Source organism: Pseudomonas arsenicoxydans (genome assembly GCF_900103875.1).
GTDB classification, from domain to species: domain Bacteria; phylum Pseudomonadota; class Gammaproteobacteria; order Pseudomonadales; family Pseudomonadaceae; genus Aquipseudomonas; species Aquipseudomonas arsenicoxydans.
In genome coordinates, this window is the sequence record NZ_LT629705.1 from 5,772,557 (window position 1) to 5,791,071 (window position 18,515).

Consider the following 18,515-nt stretch of genomic DNA (forward strand, 5'->3'; position numbering starts at 1 on the left):
GTTGGCCACCAATTTGTGGCTAGACTCAGATCCAGTGTGGGAGCGGGCTTGCCCGCGATAGCGGTAGGTCAGCCGCCGAAAGTCTTGCGGATCAACGCATCCACTTCAGCAGTTCCTGGCGAAGTCGCCGGCCCCCAACGAGTCACCGCCAGCGCCGCTGCCGCATTGGCGCGCCGGGCCGCCTCGCCTGCCGACAAGCCTTGCGCCAGACCGGCGATAAACACGCCGGCATGCGCATCACCGGCACCATTGCTGTCCACCGCCTCGACCTTGAAACCCGGCACATGCTGACGGTCGCCACGCTGACTGATCCAGCACCCTTGCGGTCCATCGCGAACCACCATCAGCACATTGGCCGGCAGATGATCGATCAGCCTGTCCAGCGCCTCGGCAATGTCCATCGCCCCGGTGAACCGCAGCGCTTCGACACTGTTGCTGGTCCACAGATCAATGCGCGGCAACAACGCTTGCATCAATGGCGCCTCCGGCGATTCCACCAACGGGCCCGGATCGAACACCACGTTGATTGTGCGAGGCAATGCCAGCACCCAATCCACCAGCGCCTGGGCCTTGCCGCTGTGCAACAGGCTGTAGCCGCTGACGTAAACGTAGTCGCCCTCCTCGGCCGACACGCTAGCCAGATCCTGCGCTGTCAGCTCACCCTCGGCACCGATATAGGAAATGAAACTGCGCTCGGCCGACGCGTCGGTCACTGCAACGCACAATCCCGTGTCCCGTTCGGCTTTGTGCGCGATGCCGATCCGAATGCCTTCGGCCTGCATCGCTTCCCGGGCCAGATCGCCGAAACGACCGGTGCCGTGACGTCCAAGGTAGATCACTGGCAAGCCATTACGCTGAGCGGCGGCCATCACGTTGAAGCCGCCGCCGGCTTCGAAACTGGCGGACTGCGCCAAGACATCGCCGCCCGGTTGAGGCAGTTTATCGACGGCCATGACCAGGTCGATGATGACCTGGCCGGTGTGCAACATCTTAGGCATGAGCATTCTCGGTCATTGCGGCACGACGATCCTTGGCCCCACCGAGTACGAAATAAATCCCACCAGCCACCAGGAACGTCACGATCCAGCCGAGGCCGTTATGGCCCAGCCACGAGTCCGACAGGAAGCCCCGGAACCAGACAGTCTGTTCGGTGGTGCCGATGGTGGTGAAGCTGAAACCCAGCACGATCGCCAGCGCCCACGCGCCGAACGCGCGCCATTCGATACCGCCGTTGTACCAGTAGGCGCTGCTCGGGCTCACGTCCAGCAGGTCTTTGGGGCTGTAGTAATGACGGTGAATCAGGTCGACCACAAAGATCCCGACCCACGCCGTGATCGGCACCGCCAACAGTGAAATGAAGGTAATGAACGGGCCGTAGAAGCTGTCGGCAATCAGCATGAAGTAGATCGAACCGGCGAAGATCGCCACGATGTCGACCACCACGGCGTAGACGCGCTTGACCTTGAGGCCAAGGGTCAGCGTGGTCAAACCGGCGGAATACACCGACAGGTTGTTCGACAGCAGAAGCCCGCCGAACGCCGTGATCAGGTACGGCACGGCCATCCAGGTCGGCAACATGTCGCGGATTGCGATGATAGGGTCAGTGGCCGAGGCCAGGTCATTGTTGCCCACCGACAGCAAGCCGCCGAGGGTGATCAGCAACACCAGCGGAATCCCTGCACCAAACGCCGCCGACGCCACCAGACGCACGGCTTTGACGCTGCGGTGCTGATAGCGCGACATGTCGGCACCGGCGTTGGCCCAACCGATCCCGGTGCCCGCTGCCATGGTGCCGACGCCGATGATCATTGCGCTCAACGGTGCAGGCGTGGCGTTGAACACCGCGCTCCAGTCGATGGTGGCGCAGAGAAAGCCGCCGACCAGAATGTTCAGCGCGCCGAACACGTAGGTGGCCCACTTCTGAATCACCAGCAACGTGGCGTGACCGAGGCCGGACACCGACAAGGTCAGCAGGACGAAAATCGCGATGAAGATCAGGGTCAGCACTGGGGCGCTTTTGGCTTCCACCGGTGAGCCGAACAGGATCGAGCACAGCGACAGCAACACGAACGCGGCCGTGGTGGTGTTGACGGTTTCCCAACCCAGGCGCGACATCAGCGAGACCAGGGTCGGGCCGATATTGCCGCGTACGCCGAAGATCGCTCGCGACAGCGTCAGGCTTGGTGCGCGACCACGGCGACCGGCGATGGAAATGATCCCGACCACTGCAAAGGAACCAGCGGCGCCGAGGATCGCGACAATGATCGCCTGCCAGATCGCCAAGCCGCGAAACGCCACCAGCGTAGCGCCCAGTGGCAGGCCGAGGATGGAAATGTTGGCGGCAAACCAGACCCAGAACAGCTGCAGCGGATGACCGTTGCACTCCGCTTCGGGCACCGGCTCGATGCCACGGGTTTCCAGTTGCCCGGCACTTGGCCCGGCGTTCGATGAACTCATGTGAAATGCTCCTGTTGCCTTTGTTGTGGTTGTGGGCAATGACGGAAGACGAAACTACATCCCGGCCGTCCTGGCCGTATTCGTGCGTTCCATTGCGGGGTTATCAAATTAAATGGCGGTGCGGCCATCGCGGGCAAGCCCGCTCCCACAGGTTGGGCATGTACCTGAGGCTTGCACAATAACCTTGTGGGAGCGGGCTTGCCCGCGAAGGCGTCGGTCCAGTCAACGTAGGGCGAGAAGTCCTTGCACCAATGGTTCCAGTTGAAGATCGTTAACGGCCTTGACCGTGTCGATCATCGCCACCGGCCAACTCTCAAGACCCAGGCAGGCTCCGAGCATCGCACCAAGAACCGCCGCGATGGTATCGGTGTCGCCGCCCAAACTGGCGGCCATGCACAACGCTTCGAAGGCATTCATTTCGCCGATGGCCACGTGTTGCGCCAAGGCGAATGCGACTACCACCGATTCCTGCGATGCCACCGACGTGCCGATCACGTCATACAGCAAATCCGCCAGTAACTCTTTGTCACTGTCGACGCTAATGCTTCGTGCCCAACTGATACGTGAGGCGATCCTTCCGCCAGCCACCCAGTGACCGTGGCCCTCGGCTTGCTGCGCTATTTGCTGGCCGAGGTTCAATGCCTCGCCCAAGTCCATGCCATTGATTCCGGCAGAGACCACCGCCGCCACCGCCGCTGCACTGGAAATGCCCAGCGTGGTGTTGTGGGTGACCTGGCAGGCTTGTACCACGGCACGAATGAAGCGTTCAGGGTTGGCGACATCTGCCGCAATCCCCACCGGCGTGATGCGCATCGCCGCGCCATTGGTGGTGCCGTAGCGCCCGGCTTCTTCCGGCGAGTACCCGTCGAGGATCATCTCGATCGCGCGCTTGGTCGACGGCCCGAGCAAGTCCTGCGAGCCTTTGGCTTGCATCGCGGCTTCCCATTCGATCAGTCGTTGAGCGAGCAAGGCCGGTTCAATCCAGCCCTTGCCTTCAATCAACAATTGACCGACCAGGATCGCCTGCTCGGTGTCGTCGGTAATCGAGCCTTTTGGCAGGTTGGCAGCGATCGGTTGATCGGGGCCAGCGTCTTGCAGGTCGGTGATTGCGCCGAAGCGCGCCTTGATTTCGGCGCGGCTCAGGGATTGAGTCGGCATGCCCAGTGCGTCACCCAGGGCGAGTCCGTAGAACGCGCCAAGTGCACGGGTGAGCGCGGTCATCTCGACTCTCCGAATTGCAGGTGCAGACGAAAATGCACCGGGTCGAGCAGGCTTTCAACCTGCTCCATGAAGCGGTTTTGCCGGTCGTACGTGGTGCGCAAGGCTTTGAGAAAGACGGTGCCTTCGGGACGTCCGAGCAACTCGGCGTCTTCGGCGTTCAATGGCTCGGCGCCGATCCATTGATCGCCGCGCTCGCCGATGTAGCCGTAAGCGGCCAGGGTGATGGTCAGGGAATTGTCGATCAGGCCGACACGCGGCAGGCTTTCCAGGCCTCCGGTGGCGGGCATCAATGAGCGTTCGAGGGAAACCAGTTTGCCGTCGGTGGAACGGCGGCGTCGGTCGAGGGTAATGAATTGGTCGGTGCCAAAGCGCGGCAGCAGGTCAGGACGCGTCACCGCCTCCAGCCGCAGCACTTCGGTATTGATCAGCGCTCCGCTGTCGGCCAGCGCCTGGGCCCAACCGCTGCGTTGGTCGAGTACCACACCGTCGAAGGTGACAATGGAACCGACTCCGCTTTGCGTGGCGATGTATTTGCGCCTTTTCAGTTCGGCCAGGGCTTCGCGCAGCGTGCCGCGGCTGACTTTGAATTCTTGAGCCAATTGATGCTCGCCCGGCAACAGAAAGCCGTCCTCCATGAGGCCACTTTCGATGCGCCGAATGAGTTCGTCGACCACCCGTTGTTTCTTGTCAAATCGTACCTGTCTAATCATGTACAAATTGATAACCGAAACGGGGTCAGGCGAGCAAGGAAAATTTAAGGGAAATGACGGAAGGAGGAGCGACCGCTGCGCGGTCAATCGCGGGCAAGCCCGCTCCCACAAGTCATGTATAAATCCTGTGGGAGCGGGCTTGCCCGCGATGGCGCCAGTAGGATCGGCGCAAATCTCAGCGTTGTTTGAGGCGATCGATCACGACGGCCAGCAGCAGGATCGAACCGCGAATCACGTACTGATAGAACGTATCGATGTTCTTCAGGTTCATCGCATTCTCAATAATCGCCAGAATCAACACCCCGGCAATCACATGCCGGATCATGCCGATCCCGCCGCTCAGCGACACCCCGCCCAACACGCAAGCAGAGATCACCGTCAGTTCGAAACCCTGGCCGATCATTGGCTGACCGGACGTCATGCGCGACGCCAGGATTACCCCGGCCAACGCACCAATCAAGCCGTGCACGGCAAAGATAATGATCTTGGTACGGTCAACGTTGACCCCGGCCAGCAACGCCGCTTCCTGGTTGCCGCCGATGGCCATGGTGTTGCGGCCGTAGGTGGTGTAGTTGAGCAACCAGCCGAAAAACAGGAAGCACACGATGGTGATCAGGATCGGCACGGGCACGCCAAACAACTGGCCGTTACCAAAGACGAAGAACGATTCCTGGGACACGCCCACCGCTTTGCCGTTGGCAAAAATGTAAGCCAGCCCCCGTACGATCTGCATGGTCGCCAGCGTGGTAATCAACGCGTTGACCCGCAGCTTGGCGATCACGATCCCGTTGATCAGACCGACAATCAGGCCCATCAACAGCGCCGCGCTCACACCGAGGAACACACTGTCGGTGTCACGCATGACCACCGCCGCGACCACGCCGGCACAGGCAATCACCGAGCCCACCGACAAGTCGAAATGCCCGGACGCTAGGCAATACAACATGGTGCAGGCCGCGATCCCGGTGGTCGAAATCGCCAGGCCCAGACCGCGCATGTTCAGCGGCGAGAGGAAGTTGTCGATCAGCAAAGTACAGGCGACGAAGATCCCGACCGCTGCCAGCAGCATCACCCAGTCATCGAGAAAGCGCCGCAGGTCCAGAGGTTTTCGCTGGGTAGGCAAAGCGTTGTTTTGGATTGTCATAGTCACCTCTCAGTTCGCCACGCCGTCAGCGCGTTGGCGCGGCAAAGCCAGTTGCAGCAGGTTGGATTCATTGGCCTCTGCACGAGACAGCTCGCCGCGCATCGCGCCTTCGCAGAGCACCAGGATGCGGTCGGAAATCCCCATCACTTCCATCAGGTCGCTGGACACCACGATCACCGCGATGCCGCTGGCGGCCAGGTTATGGATGATCTGGTAAATCTCGGCCTTGGCACCGATGTCGATGCCGCGAGTGGGCTCGTCCAGCAGCAGGACTTTCATCGGCATCGACAGCCAGCGACCGAGAATGGCTTTCTGCTGATTGCCGCCGGACAGGTACATGATTTTCTGCGCCGCGTTCGGCGTCTTTACTTTCAGTGCAGTGATCTGCTTGTCGGCGTTGCCCTTTTCCCACAGGCCGCGCAACAGGCAGCCGAAGGTGGAATGCGCACCGCGAGCACTGATGTTGATGTTCTCGGCGACGCTGGCAAGCGGCAGGATGCCCTCCTTCTTGCGGTCCTCGGGGCACAGCAGAATGCCGGCCGCGATAGCATCGCGGGGTGAACGCAGTTTCACTTCATGACCGCGAAGCTCCAGGCGTCCAGCGGTATTGCGCGTCAGCCCGCTGAGCATCCGGAACAACTCGGTGCGCCCCGCGCCGACCAGGCCGAACAGCCCGAGAATCTCGCCCTTGTGTACCTCGAAACTCACCGGTTCGCGCAACCCCGGCCCGAGCAAACCGTCAACCTTGAGCGCCACCGCGCCGCGCTGGCGGCTGCGGTAATCGTAGATGTCCTGGATGTCGCGACCGACCATGCACGTCACCAGCTGATCGTGGGTCAGTTCGCTCATGTTCTCGAACGTGCGCACGTAGCGACCGTCCTTGAACACCGTCACCGCGTTGCAGATGCGGAACACTTCTTCCATGCGATGGGAAACGTAGAGCACCACTTTGCCTTCGTCGCGCAGGCGTCCGATGATCGCCATCAAGCGATCGATCTCGCGCGCCGACAGGCTGCTGGTGGGTTCGTCGAATGCAATGACATGCGCACCGCGGGACAACGCCTTGGCGATTTCCACCAACTGCCGCTGGCCCAGGGACAGGCGCCCGACTTTCTCTTGCGGATCGATTTCATCGGCCAGGCCCTTGAGGCAGGCCAGTGCTTGCTGGCGCAGGGCGCCGCGATTGATCAGGCCGAAACTGGCCGGCAAGTGCCCCAGGAAAAGGTTCTCCGCCACGCTCATTTCCGGGACCAGGTGCAGCTCCTGATGGATTACCGCGACGCCGCTGCCAATGCTGTCGGCAGTGGACTTGAAGGCCATCGTCTGTTCGCCGATCTGCAGGTCGCCGCTGCTTGGCGTGTAGGCACCGCCGAGGATTTTCAACAGCGTGGATTTACCGGCGCCGTTCTCGCCCATCAGGGCGTGAACCTGGCCCGGATGGGCAACGAAGCTGATGCCGTCCAGCGCCTTCACTCCGGGAAAGGTCTTGCCGATTCCGTTGAAACGCAGGCTGCCGCCGACGCTATGCTCGTGTGTCTGTACTTGCGCGTGCATAAAACCACCTCATCACACAGATCAGGCAGCCCTGTGACCAAGGCCGCCGATGAAATCAACCGAGCCTCAGTTCCACAGGCCGATCTTTTCCAGTTCCTGCTTGAAGTTTTCGCGAGTGATCAGTGTCACGTCGTCCATCGCGGTGTATTTCGGCGGCTCTTTGCCGGTGGTGACCCACTCGAACATCATGTTGGCCGTGTTGTAGCCTTCGATATGCGGGCTTGGCAGCATCGAACCGAAAAAGCCGCTGTTGGCTTTCTTCAATTCGCCGATGGCGTCGGTGCCGTTGATGCCGATGCCGATCACGTTGGCAGCTGTAAAGCCGGCGCTTTCGGTGGCGCGCACGCCGCCCAGCACGGTGTTGTCGTTCATACCGCCGATGATCAGGTTTTTCGCCCCGCTCGGCAGTTTCACCAGCGCCGAGTTGGTGGCGTCCATGCTGCCCGGCACGTCGAGGGTTTTCTGTGCGGTGAAGAGGATGTGGTCTTTTGGAAAACCGGCGTCTTGCAGTGCCTTGGCGGAACCGTCGGTGCGTTTCTTGCCAGTGTCGAGTTCGTTGAAGGTGTTAATGACTGCGTAGGTTTCTTTCCAGTCCCAGCCGCGTTTTTTCGCTTCAGTGGCCATGGCGCTGCCTTGTTTCTCGCCGACCTCAAACGCGGCCATGCCGAGATAAGGCACGTCTTCCATGAACTTGCCGCTGGCATCGACAAAACGGTCATCGACCGCGATCACCTTCAAACCATTGGCCTTGGCCTTGGCCACGATAGCCGGGCCGAGGCCGACGTCTGGCGGGCAAATCACAAAACCTTTCGCGCCGTTGGCGGCCAGGCTGTCGATGGCCGAGAGGGTTTTCTCGCCGTCAGGCACGGCGATCTTGATGACGGTGAAACCTTTGTCTTTCCCGGCCTTTTCGGCGAACGCCCATTCGGTCTGAAACCAGGGCTCCTCCGCTTGCTTGACCAGGAAACCGATTTTCACTTCTTCTGCCGCCAGCAACGTACTGCTCAAGCTGACCGCAGTGACCGCCAAAGCGGCACAGCACAGGGAACGGATCCCACGACGACGATTCATAAGCTGACTCCTTGTTATTTTTTTTGAGGCGTTATTTGAAAGCCGGTACAGCAAATAGTCATATCGTATGATGATTGGATTTCAGACGGAGTTCCGCGCCTGAAACCTGTTGTATTCAGTCGTGGTACATCACCGAACGCCCACCATCGATGGTGATGCACGAGGCGTTGATGAACGGCGCTTCATCGCTGGCCAGGAACACGGCGGTCATCGCCACTTCCATCGGCTGCCCGATGCGGCGCGGCGGATGCAGGTCGAAGGCCCGTTGACGTTCGGCGTGAGGGTCGGCAAAGCCGTTCCAGTAATCGACGTTCAACTGGGTTTCGATGTAGCCCGGCGCAATCGCGTTGACGCGAATGCCCTTGGGCGCATATTCGATGCCCAGGGCGCGGGTCAGGCCGAGCAAACCGTGCTTGGCGACCGGGTAGGGAAAGCAGCCCGGAATGATGTGACTGGAGTGCGTCGAGGCAATGTTGATGATGCTGCCGATACCCTGCTCGATCATTTGCGGCAGCACCGCTTTGCAGCCGTACCAGGCGCCGTCGAGGTCGATGGCGAAGCAGCGATGCCAGTCCTCTTCGGTCATTTCCAGTGGATCGCGGAACACGTTGACCCCAGCGCAATTGACCAGCACATCGATCCGGCCATGAAGTGCGATCGCCAGCCGGGCCATGGCATGCAGGTCTTGCTGGCGTGCGACGTCGGTTTTGAGGGCGACCACATCCGCGCCTTGCTCACGCCAATGCGCTGCGACTTTCTCGACTTTTTCAGCCTGAATATCGCTGATCACCAGCTTGGCCTGTTGCGACGCGAAAGTGGCAACGATGGCCTCGCCAATGCCTTGCGCCGCGCCTGTCAGCAACACGACCTTGTTTTTCAGGCGCTCGCCCTTGGGCGGCTCTGGCGCCGGCGGCAAGGAGAGAGGTTCAGCCATGGCTCACCGCCCCTTTTTGCAGACACGACAAAAACCGGGCATCTGTCGATGACCGGCCATAAGGCTGTTTGGAAAATCGCTGCATCACTTCACCTGTTTTGTTTTTTTAAGTGTGAGTGCGTGTAACTGATGGCCGACTATAAACCCGACCGCCAAATAATCTCAATATATAATTTTACATCCCATATTCTGGGATCTATCCAGCAAATCGGGTACAGGGTTTCCCGGCCACATCGACGCGGATCGACAGCAACGCGCCATCCAGCGGATGGTTCAACGGGCTGGCGGCGCTGGTGATGTACAGGGTTTTCAGGTCGTCGCCGCCGAACACGCAACTGGTCGGGCGGCTGACCGGCAGCTCGATCACACGGTCGACATGCCCGCTCGGGGTCAGCCTGAGCAGGCAACTACCGTCCCAGCGGGCATTCCAGATGAAACCCTCGGCATCCATCGCCGAACCATCCGGGCCGCCACGCGCATGGGGGCCAAACCAGACGTACGCGGTGTCCAGGTTGCCGTCGGTATGAATGAAATGCTGGTACAACGTGCCGTCGAGGCTGTCGCCGAAATACAGCGTCGTTGCGTCATCGCTCCACAGCAACGTGTTGGGAATGCCCAACCCTCGCAGCAGCGGCGTGACCCGGGCATCGCGGTCAATGCGAAACAGGCCACCGCTGCGCCGCTCGATCGGCAGGTCTTCGCCCTGCTCGCCTATATTGTTTTGCATGGTGCCGAGCCAGAGCCGACCCAGTGCATCGCAGCGGGCTTCGTTGGCACGATTGCCGGGTTGTGGATCGGCGACGCAGAACAAGGTCAGGCGCGGCTCAAGGCCCGGCGAATCCAGATCGAGTCGATAGACTCCGCTGCTCAAAGTCACCAGCGCATCGCCGCTTTCGCAGGGAATGAACGCGGACACGTGCTCCGGCATCTGCCAGATCTGCACGTTGGCACCGATCAGCCTTAGCGCCTGCTGACCGGCGATGTCGACCCAGTACAACGCTTGGGTCGGCGCATCCCAGAACGGGGCTTCGCCCAGCTGCGCACGGTGTCCGGTAACCGCATTCCACATCATGAAGCCTCCTGCTATGTGCGTTAGGTGGGAGTGAACAGGCTCGCTCGCACAAGGTTCGTTGTTGTCAGCTGGCTTTTTTGTCGGCCATGACTTTCGGGTAGAAACGTTTGATCGCCAGGTCGGCGTTATCGATCAGCGTCATGCACGCCCAGACTCCACGCGCCGAATCCCGGGCGGCAATGGCGTCGGCCATGTCTTTGTGAATGGGCAGCGTGCGTCTCAGTTCGTCCGGGTCGGCGGCCGACACTTCAAACGACACGGCCAGGAGCGCACCGAGGGCCGGGACCATTTGCTCGATGAATTGATTGTGGCTGGCAGCGAGGATGCATTCGTGGAAGAACTGGTCGGCGCGGTTGTAATCGATGCCGCTGTCGACGGCTCGCTCCAACGCGTTATAGGCCTGAAGCACAGCTTGCACCTGTTCGGCAGTCGCCCGTTCGCAGGCCCAGCGCACCGCCATCGGTTCGATGGTGCGGCGCAGGTCGAGCAAGTCATCGACGAAGTTTTCCGGTAAGCCGCTGCGTGACAGCCAGCCCACGACTTGCGGATCAAAGAGATTCCAGCGCCGCACCGGCAACACCCGCGTGCCAACCTTCGGCCCGACTTCGAGCATGCCTTTGGCGACCAGGGTTTTGATGGCTTCGCGGATGACCGTGCGGCTGACACCGAGTTGTTCGCCGAGGTCGGCTTCGACCTTGATGGTTTCACCGGGTTTGACCTGGCCGGCGGCTATCCAGCAACCCAGCCAATCGACGGTCGACGCATGAAAACTGCTGGACATGGGCACCTCGATGCAGGAACGGCACAAAGCCGTTCGCGATGGGAGTCCACGCTAATCATCATACGATTGGGTGTCAATTTGATTTTTGAATAAGCACGCGAAAATCAAAGTGGGAGCGACGCTCCCACATTACCGATTACGGTTCGAGGCCAATCGGGAAGAATTCGCCGCTGCTCCATACCCCGAGCCAACGTTGTCCGTTGATGTCGCGACTCACCGCCAGCTCCACCAGTTGATAGAACACATTGCGGTGGATCAGCGCTTCGAGGTTGGTGCGCACATGCACGTACGGCGCAGGTTCTTGGGTGACCGGATCGATGACCACACGGATCGGGTGTTCGGCGCCAGCCTCGGCAACCTCGTCGACGTTGGTGGTGAAGCGCAGGACCTGGGCTTCGCCCTCGCCCTCCACTTCCAGGGCAATCGCCACAAACGGCGCGTCATCAACCTTGATGCCCACCTTCTCGACCGGGGTGATCAGAAAGTAATCATCGCCGTCGCGACGAATGATGGTGGAGAACAGCTTGACCATCGGCTTGCGCCCGATCGGCGTACCCAGGTAGTACCAGGTGCCGTCGCGCGCAATGCGCATGTCGATGTCGCCGCAAAAGTCAGGATTCCATAGGTGAACCGGCGGCAAGCCTTTGGTTTTGGGGATTTGCCCCAACAAGTCGTTGGCTTTTTGCGGGCCACTCATGGCGTTCTCCTTGAATTATTGGTCGCTGAGCCCGATCAGGCTGCGCGCGTATTGCGCTAGCGGCGGACCAATCAGATCTTCTGGCTTGTTGTCGTGGAACGTCAGTAAACCGCCACGACTCTTGATGCGTGCAGTATCAATCAAATACTGGGTGCTGGTCTCGATCAACATGATCTGAATCACCCCGCTGTCGATGCCCAGGCGATCCACGTATTCCTGATCGAGCCACTCATCCGAGTTGCCGATCCGGTCGTCGGCCTTGGCGAATCGGGTGTAGAGCAGATAATGGGCACCGGCGGCACGGGCTTCGCCCATGGCCTGGTCCAGCCCTTCGGGGGCACGGGCACGGCGCACCATCGGGAAGTATTCGATAAAGCCATTGAAGGCTTCTTCAGCGACCACGTTGGGCCGTGGGTAGGCACTGCCTGGCGGCGCAAAAGCGCCCTGGGCGATGTAGATGAACGAATCCGGCTGAATGCGCAGGTTATTGGCCCGGTGATTGTCGCTGTGATCCAGCAGCCCCGCATCGCTCATGTGGTAGCGAGTCCCTTCAGCCATATCGCTGACATTCATGCAGCCACCAAGCGCCAAAACGGCCAGCAGCAAAACCAGGCTACGCATCCTACCCTCCAGAGGCCGGTGACGGAAAACCGGCGAATGGCCATGGGATGCAGCTTCCGCGCCAGCTCAAGCGTATCGGGTGCCTGACAGAACGGATCAGCCGCCAATGATCTTCATGATGGTCGCGCCGCCGGAGAACGCCACTTCCTGTTTGTCGCCCAAGGCTTTGACCAGAAGACGCTGCAAGGCCGGCAATGCCTGATGACGCGGCTTGTCCAGCAGGTCTCCGACATAGTGACGGTTGCTCGACGACAGGCAACCGTGCAACCAGCCGGTGGACGACAGGCGCAGCCGTGAGCAGGTGCGGCAGAAGGGAACGCTTTCGTTGGCGATGACGCCGAAGTGCCCAAGCCCTGGAATTTCGTAACGCACGGCAGTGGCGTCCACGGGGGCGTCGGCTTGCAGGTATTCGTAGCGCTCGCCAATCAGGCTCAGCAATTGCTGAAGGCTGACGAACTGTTGCAGGAAGGCGTTGTTATCGCTGGCCAGGTGACCCATGCGCATCAGTTCGATGAAGCGCAGCTCATAGCCCTGCTCGAGACAGTAATCGAGCAACGGCATGACCTGATCGAGGTTTTGGCCACGCAACGGCACCATGTTGACCTTGATCTTCAGGCCGGCGGCCTTGGCCTGATCCATACCGTCGAGCACCGTCGCCAGATCGCCGCCACGGGCAATGCTGCGAAAAGCACTGGCATCCAGGGTATCGAGTGAAACGTTGATGCGGCGGATGCCGGCGTCTACCAGCAAGGGCAGCTTTTTCGCCAGCAGCTGACCATTGGTGGTCAGGCTGATGTCTTCCAGGCCCATTTTGCCGACAGCCGTCATGAAGGCTTCGAGCTTTGGACTGACCAGCGGCTCGCCGCCGGTGATGCGCAAACGCTCGATGCCGGCGGCTTCGATCAGGTATGCCACGCCGCGCGCCATGGCCTCGGCCGACAATTCATCCTGCGCAGCCACCAGACGCTTGCCGTTGGGCACGCAGTAGGTACACGCGTAATTGCAGGCTGAAGTCAGACTGATCCGCAAATTGCGAAAACGCCTGCCTTGACGGTCAACGATCATGGATCACTCCGGCAAAAGGAATTTGAACGCACAAAACTTGACTCACAAATCAAGTTTTAGCAAGTCCTATGCCTGAGTATATTCCTGAGGTACTGCGCCATGTAGCAAAAACATGGCGCAATAAGGCCACTGAATGGTTCAGCTGCTTGGGGTGTCGGTATCGCGCTTGCGTTTGTTGCCCATGCGCACGCCAATGTCCATCAGGAACTGGAAAAAGCCCTCCTGATCTTCCAGCACATTGCTCCAGAACGGCGAGTGATACAGCGCAACAGCGCCGTGCACCAGCGCCCAGGACGCGCAGTAATGGAAGTATGGCGGCACGTCTTCGAGCTTGCCTTCGCTGATCCGGCCCTTGATCAGCAATGTCAGGCGTTCAAAGTTCGAGGCACGGATCTTGTGCAGCTCCTCGACCATCTCAGGCACCTGATTGCCCTTGACCACCTTCTCTTCCAGGCGATCGAACAAGCGATAGCGTTGCGGGTCGCGCATGCGGAATTCGAAGTAGGCCCGGGACAGGGCTTCCTTGTCCTTGTCGACATCGGCCGAATGCAACAGCTCGTTCAAATCACGCTCGTAGTCGAGCATCAGGCGCAGGTAGATCTCGGCCTTGGATTTGAAGTGCTTGTAGATCGTGCCTTTACCGATACCGACGGCATCAGCAATCATCTCGACGGTGACACTGTCTTCACCCTGGTCGAGGAACAGCTTGAGCGCGGTATCGAGAATTTCTTGCTCGCGGCGACGAAACTCACGGACCTTACGAGGTTCTTTATGCATAAGAAAAGGTCTGTAGGGGTCAAAATTTGAAGCCGCGTATTATGCCTAAATTACGCAAAAATGCACGGATCATCCGACCATATCTATGTTTCTTGATGATTTCAGACAGGGTTGCCCATTGATGAGAACTCTTCTGAAGCGCCCGTATTCCAAAATTGTTTAAAAATCAGGGCTGGTAAACTGGACTCGGCGCAATACTGATCAATACTTCAACTGTCGGCGGGGCATCTCCCCCAAGTGTCGCGCCGATATAGGTACCAACGGACCGCGTGCCTTTGTTTTACTCCTAATGGTCTTAACCCGGATTCACCCCCCAGAACCCGGGTTTTTTTTGCCTGCGATTTAACCTTTCACATGCGCCAGCGGAAACAGCCGCTTAAAGTTTTCAGTGGTTTGCGCGGCAAATCGCTCGTAGGACTCTCCTCGCAACATTGCCAGAAATTCCGCTACCTCGCGAACGTACTGCGGCAGGTTCGGCTTGCCGCGATGAGGGATCGGCGCGAGATACGGCGAGTCGGTTTCCACCAATAATCGATCAGCCGGCACCTTGCTGGCGACGTCGCGCAGCGCATCGGCATTGCGAAAAGTGACAATGCCGGACAAGGAAATGTAATAGCCCATGTCCAACGCTGCTTTGGCCATGTCCCAATCTTCCGTGAAGCAATGCAGCACACCCGCCTGAGGCAACGCGGCCTCGCGCAGAAGGTTCAGCGTGTCGGCGCGGGCACCACGGGTGTGGATGATCACGGGCTTGCCGGTTTGCCGGGCCGCCTGTAGATGCAGACGGAAAGACTCCTGCTGCAACTCTGCCGCTTCCGGCTCGTAGTGATAATCCAGACCGGTTTCACCAATCGCCACCACACGCGGGTGATTGAGTTCGCGCAATAGCCAGTCAAGCGCGGGCGCGGCACCCGGCTGCACATCCAGCGGATGCACGCCCACTGAACAATCGACATCGTCATAACGTTCAGCCAAGGCTTTGACGTCTGCGGCGTTGTCGACGCTGACACCGATACACAGAAAGTGACCAACCCCGCGTTCCCGGGCCGCATCAAGCGCAGCATCGAGTGAGCCGTCGTGGGCGGCAAGGTCAAGACGATCGAGGTGACAATGGGAATCTACGAGCATAAAAGGGCTGCAACTTACATCGTATGAGTGGGACGGTCGGACTTCAGGGCTCCGGCCAGATGGGTTTCGATTCGGCTGCGCGCGGTGTTGTCGCCGTCGTTGAACTGCACGCCGACACCAGCAGCCCGGTTGCCCTGCGCACCTTTGGGCGTGATCCAGGCAACTTTACCGGCCACCGGAATCTTCTCCGGCTCGTCCATCAGGTTCAGCAGCATGAACACCTCATCGCCCAACTTGTAGCTCTTGTTGGTCGGGATAAACAGGCCGCCGTTCTTGATGAATGGCATGTACGCCGCATAAAGCACCGACTTGTCCTTGATGGTCAGGGACAAAATGCCGTTGCGCGGCCCCGGATTGACGGCTTCATTCATGCGCACCTCCGTTACTGATGACCTGAGTCTATGCCCGGACGATCACTTCTGGATAGGCAAGGATGCCCATTGCACCAGCAGCGCTTCCAGCAGCAACGCTGGATTGAGGTTGGCTTTGCTCATGACCTTCTGACGCTGGGCAAGGATCCAGTCCTGGATATTCAAGACTTTCTCCTGGGCCGACTTCTGCGCCAGGTATTGAATGACCTTGCGCATGTCGGTCAACCCAAGGCCTTCTTCATCCTGGGTCAACTGATAGCGCAGGATCAGGCTCGACCAATCGCAGAACCAGTCGAACAGCAGCAACTGCGGAATGGTTTTCCACTCTTCGGCCAACTGCGTCGGCGACTGTTGCTGCTTGAGCAACTTCTTCACCCCTTCGACCACCAACGCCCGCTGTTCGCGCACGCCCTGGGTTTGCAATTTGACCGCGCCCAGCGGCGAACCGGCGGCCAGCGTCAGCAGTTCAATGCGTTCTTCTTCCGAGCTGTCCGGCAGGGCCTTGGCCAGCCAGGCCAGACTCATCGCTTGATTCGGCAGCGGGCAGGCCTGCTGCACACAGCGACTCTTGATGGTTGGCAACAACCGGCTGGGCTGGTGACTGACCAACAGCAAAACGGTGTCGCCGGACGGTTCTTCAAGGCTTTTGAGCAAGGCGTTCGCGGCGTTGATGTTCATCGACTCGACCGGCTCGATCAACACCACCTTGCGCCCGCCCATTTGTGCGGTCTGCACCACGAAGCTGACCAGATCACGCACCTGATCGACCTTGATCGCCTTGTCGGCCTCTTCCGGTTCCAGGATGTAATTGTCGGGATGACTGCCGGCCTTGAGCAGCAGGCACGATTTGCATTCACCGCACGCATCCTGAGCAGTCGGGCGCTGGCACAGCAGGCTGGCCATCAACCGTTCGGCCAGCGCCCGCTTGCCGATCCCGGCCGGGCCATGCAGCAGATAGGCATGAGCATGTTGCTTGCGCCCGGCCAACTGCTGCCAGAGGCCGTCCTGCCACGGATAGGCTTCAGCCACGGGCCAGCTCCAGCAGACGTGGTAGCAAAGCGTCCAGAGAGCGCTGGACCTGTGTCAGCGGCTGAGCAGCATCGATCAAGACATAACGCGAAGGATCCGCTTCGGCACGCGTCAGGAACGCGCTGCGCACGGCATCGAAAAAGGCACGCCCTTCAAGCTCGAAGCGATCCAGCCGGCCGCGTGCGCTGGCGCGGGCCAGTCCTACTTCCACCGGCAGATCGAAGATCAGTGTCAGGTCCGGACGCAAATCGCCCTGGACAAAGGTTTCCAGGGTCGCGATGCGCGCCAGCGACAAGCCGCGACCGCCTCCCTGATAGGCATAAGTCGAATCGGTAAATCGATCACACAAAACAACCGCACCCCGCGCCAGCGCCGGGCGGATCACTTCGGCCAGGTGCTGGGCTCGCGCGGCAAACACCAGCAACAACTCGGTGTCCGGGTTCATGACTTCATCGACTGGCGCCAACAACACCTCGCGGATCCGCTCGGCCAAAGGCGTGCCACCGGGCTCGCGAGTCAGCACAACCTCGATACCGGCAGCGCGCAGGCACTCGGCCAGGTATTCGCGATTGGTGCTCTTGCCGGCGCCTTCCGGGCCTTCCAGGGTAATAAACAAGCCAGTCACAGGCGGTCCTTAATCAAAGTCATTGCGGGTTTTGCGGCGCCGCGGCATCCGGCACAGGCGCAGGCTCCGGAGCGGGTACGGCAGCGGGTTCTTTCTGCGCCTCTTGTGGCGCTACTTGCGGCAAAGCTTCGGGATCGGGATTGGGAGACGCAGCCGGAATCGGCGCCTCCGAGTCCGGGGCTCCAGTATTCGGGGTATCACCACTCGACGTTTCGGGCGCCGAGACCGGTGCCGGACTGGAGCGATAATCGGCACGACGCTTGAGCTGGAACTCGCGCACCGCATTGTTATGGGCCTCCAGATCATCGGAGAACACATGGCTGCCATCGCCGCGCGCAACAAAATACAGACTGTTGCCGGCCACCGGGTTCAATGCCGCATGGATCGCCTCGCGGCCGACCATCGCAATCGGCGTCGGCGGCAGGCCTGAAATCATGTAGGTGTTATAAGGCGTCGGCTCCTTGAGGTGCGCGCGAGTCAGCTTGCCACTGTAGCGTTCACCGAGGCCGTAGATCACCGTCGGATCGGTCTGCAGCAACATGCCCATCGCCATACGCCGCACGAACACACCGGCGATCTGCCCGCGTTCTTGCGGCACACCGGTTTCCTTTTCCACCAACGAGGCCATGATCAGCGCTTGATAGGGTTCGGTGTACGGCACATCAACGGCGCGCTGCTCCCACTCCTTGGCAAGGACTTCGTCGAGACGATCGTAGGCTTTTTTCAGCAGCTCGACGTCGCTCATCCCGCGCACGAAGCGGTAAGTGTCAGGGAAGAAACGTCCCTCCGGAAAAATCCCGGCGTGACCGAGCTTGTCCATCACTTCGCTATCGCTCAAACCGTTCAGGGTCTGCTCGAGTTTTTCATTGTTGGCGAGGGCTGCACGGACCTGATGGAAATTCCAGCCTTCAACCAGTGTCAGGCTGTACTGCACGATGTCACCGCGCTTCCACTCATCGATCAACCCTTCGACGGTCATCCCAGGCTGCATGCGGTACTCGCCCTTATGCAAAGGCTGCCGGGTCAGATTGAACCGCCAATACACGCGCAACCAGAAAGCATCCTTGATGATGCCATCGGCTTCGAGTCGATAGAAAGTGCGGGTCGGCGTCGTGCCCTTGGGCACATCCAGCAACTGCTCCTGGGAAATGTTCAGCGGCTGTTCCAGCGCCGAATGGATTTTCCAGGCGGCAGCGCCCAGACACAGTCCCGCCAGAACCAATCCGGTTTCCAGCAGCAGCAAGAGTTTACGTCTCAC

The 18,515-nt window shown here is 59.9% G+C and carries 19 protein-coding genes; all 19 read right to left on the reverse strand.

The window, feature by feature from the left end; all coding sequences use genetic code 11:
* Positions 1–68: 68 nt before the first annotated feature.
* Positions 69–998 (reverse strand): PfkB family carbohydrate kinase, encoded by a 930-nt coding sequence (locus tag BLQ41_RS26990; protein ID WP_090188860.1) that lies wholly within the window; start codon positions 996–998, stop codon positions 69–71.
* A complete protein-coding gene (locus BLQ41_RS26995; RefSeq protein ID WP_090186712.1) occupies positions 991–2,457 on the reverse strand; it encodes a purine-cytosine permease family protein in 1,467 nt (488 codons plus the stop codon). Before BLQ41_RS26995 ends, BLQ41_RS26990 begins: the two co-directional genes overlap by 8 nt.
* 222 nt (positions 2,458–2,679) lie before the next feature.
* On the reverse strand, positions 2,680–3,678 hold the full coding sequence (locus BLQ41_RS27000) for an ADP-ribosylglycohydrolase family protein (protein ID WP_090186716.1): 999 nt from the start codon (positions 3,676–3,678) through the stop codon (positions 2,680–2,682).
* Positions 3,675–4,388, reverse strand: a complete 714-nt coding sequence (locus tag BLQ41_RS27005) for a GntR family transcriptional regulator (protein ID WP_090186718.1) — start codon at positions 4,386–4,388, stop codon at positions 3,675–3,677. Before BLQ41_RS27005 ends, BLQ41_RS27000 begins: the two co-directional genes overlap by 4 nt.
* 175 nt (positions 4,389–4,563) lie before the next feature.
* Complete coding sequence (gene araH, locus BLQ41_RS27010; RefSeq protein WP_090186721.1) at positions 4,564–5,532, reverse strand: L-arabinose ABC transporter permease AraH; 969 nt, start codon at positions 5,530–5,532, stop codon at positions 4,564–4,566.
* Positions 5,533–5,541: 9 nt separating this feature from the next.
* Positions 5,542–7,086 carry an L-arabinose ABC transporter ATP-binding protein AraG gene (gene araG / locus BLQ41_RS27015; protein WP_090186723.1) on the reverse strand — a complete coding sequence of 515 codons (1,545 nt, stop codon included), beginning with the start codon at positions 7,084–7,086 and terminating at the stop codon, positions 5,542–5,544.
* A 66-nt stretch (positions 7,087–7,152) separates the two neighbouring features.
* On the reverse strand, positions 7,153–8,157 hold the full coding sequence (locus BLQ41_RS27020; RefSeq protein ID WP_090186726.1) for a substrate-binding domain-containing protein: 1,005 nt from the start codon (positions 8,155–8,157) through the stop codon (positions 7,153–7,155).
* Positions 8,158–8,272: 115 nt separating this feature from the next.
* Entirely contained in the window at positions 8,273–9,091 is an 819-nt protein-coding gene (locus tag BLQ41_RS27025) for an SDR family oxidoreductase (protein ID WP_090186728.1), read from the reverse strand.
* A gap of 196 nt (positions 9,092–9,287) precedes the next feature.
* On the reverse strand, positions 9,288–10,163 hold the full coding sequence (locus tag BLQ41_RS27030) for an SMP-30/gluconolactonase/LRE family protein (protein WP_090186733.1): 876 nt from the start codon (positions 10,161–10,163) through the stop codon (positions 9,288–9,290).
* A 64-nt stretch (positions 10,164–10,227) separates the two neighbouring features.
* Positions 10,228–10,944 (reverse strand): FadR/GntR family transcriptional regulator, encoded by a 717-nt coding sequence (locus tag BLQ41_RS27035; RefSeq protein WP_090186736.1) that lies wholly within the window; start codon positions 10,942–10,944, stop codon positions 10,228–10,230.
* Positions 10,945–11,080: 136 nt separating this feature from the next.
* A complete protein-coding gene (locus BLQ41_RS27040; protein WP_090186739.1) occupies positions 11,081–11,641 on the reverse strand; it encodes a DUF1285 domain-containing protein in 561 nt (186 codons plus the stop codon).
* Between the two features lie 15 nt (positions 11,642–11,656).
* Positions 11,657–12,262: a DUF4823 domain-containing protein gene (locus tag BLQ41_RS27045; protein WP_090186742.1), complete on the reverse strand. Its 606-nt coding sequence runs from the start codon at positions 12,260–12,262 to the stop codon at positions 11,657–11,659.
* 96 nt (positions 12,263–12,358) lie between these two features.
* Complete coding sequence (locus tag BLQ41_RS27050) at positions 12,359–13,327, reverse strand: GTP 3',8-cyclase MoaA (RefSeq protein WP_090186745.1); 969 nt, start codon at positions 13,325–13,327, stop codon at positions 12,359–12,361.
* Positions 13,328–13,465: 138 nt separating this feature from the next.
* The gene (locus BLQ41_RS27055; protein WP_008152317.1) at positions 13,466–14,104 is read right to left on the reverse strand and encodes a TetR/AcrR family transcriptional regulator; all 639 of its coding nucleotides are present in this window, start codon (positions 14,102–14,104) and stop codon (positions 13,466–13,468) included.
* A 342-nt stretch (positions 14,105–14,446) separates the two neighbouring features.
* Positions 14,447–15,232, reverse strand: coding sequence for a TatD family hydrolase (locus BLQ41_RS27060; RefSeq protein ID WP_090186749.1), 786 nt, complete (start codon positions 15,230–15,232; stop codon positions 14,447–14,449).
* Positions 15,233–15,246: 14 nt separating this feature from the next.
* Complete coding sequence (locus BLQ41_RS27065; RefSeq protein ID WP_090186752.1) at positions 15,247–15,603, reverse strand: PilZ domain-containing protein; 357 nt, start codon at positions 15,601–15,603, stop codon at positions 15,247–15,249.
* Between the two features lie 42 nt (positions 15,604–15,645).
* The gene (locus BLQ41_RS27070; protein ID WP_090186754.1) at positions 15,646–16,632 is read right to left on the reverse strand and encodes a DNA polymerase III subunit delta'; all 987 of its coding nucleotides are present in this window, start codon (positions 16,630–16,632) and stop codon (positions 15,646–15,648) included.
* Complete coding sequence (tmk, locus tag BLQ41_RS27075) at positions 16,625–17,257, reverse strand: dTMP kinase (RefSeq protein WP_090186757.1); 633 nt, start codon at positions 17,255–17,257, stop codon at positions 16,625–16,627. The genes BLQ41_RS27070 and tmk overlap by 8 nt, the downstream gene beginning before the upstream one ends.
* 19 nt (positions 17,258–17,276) lie before the next feature.
* A complete protein-coding gene (gene mltG / locus BLQ41_RS27080; protein WP_090186760.1) occupies positions 17,277–18,515 on the reverse strand; it encodes an endolytic transglycosylase MltG in 1,239 nt (412 codons plus the stop codon).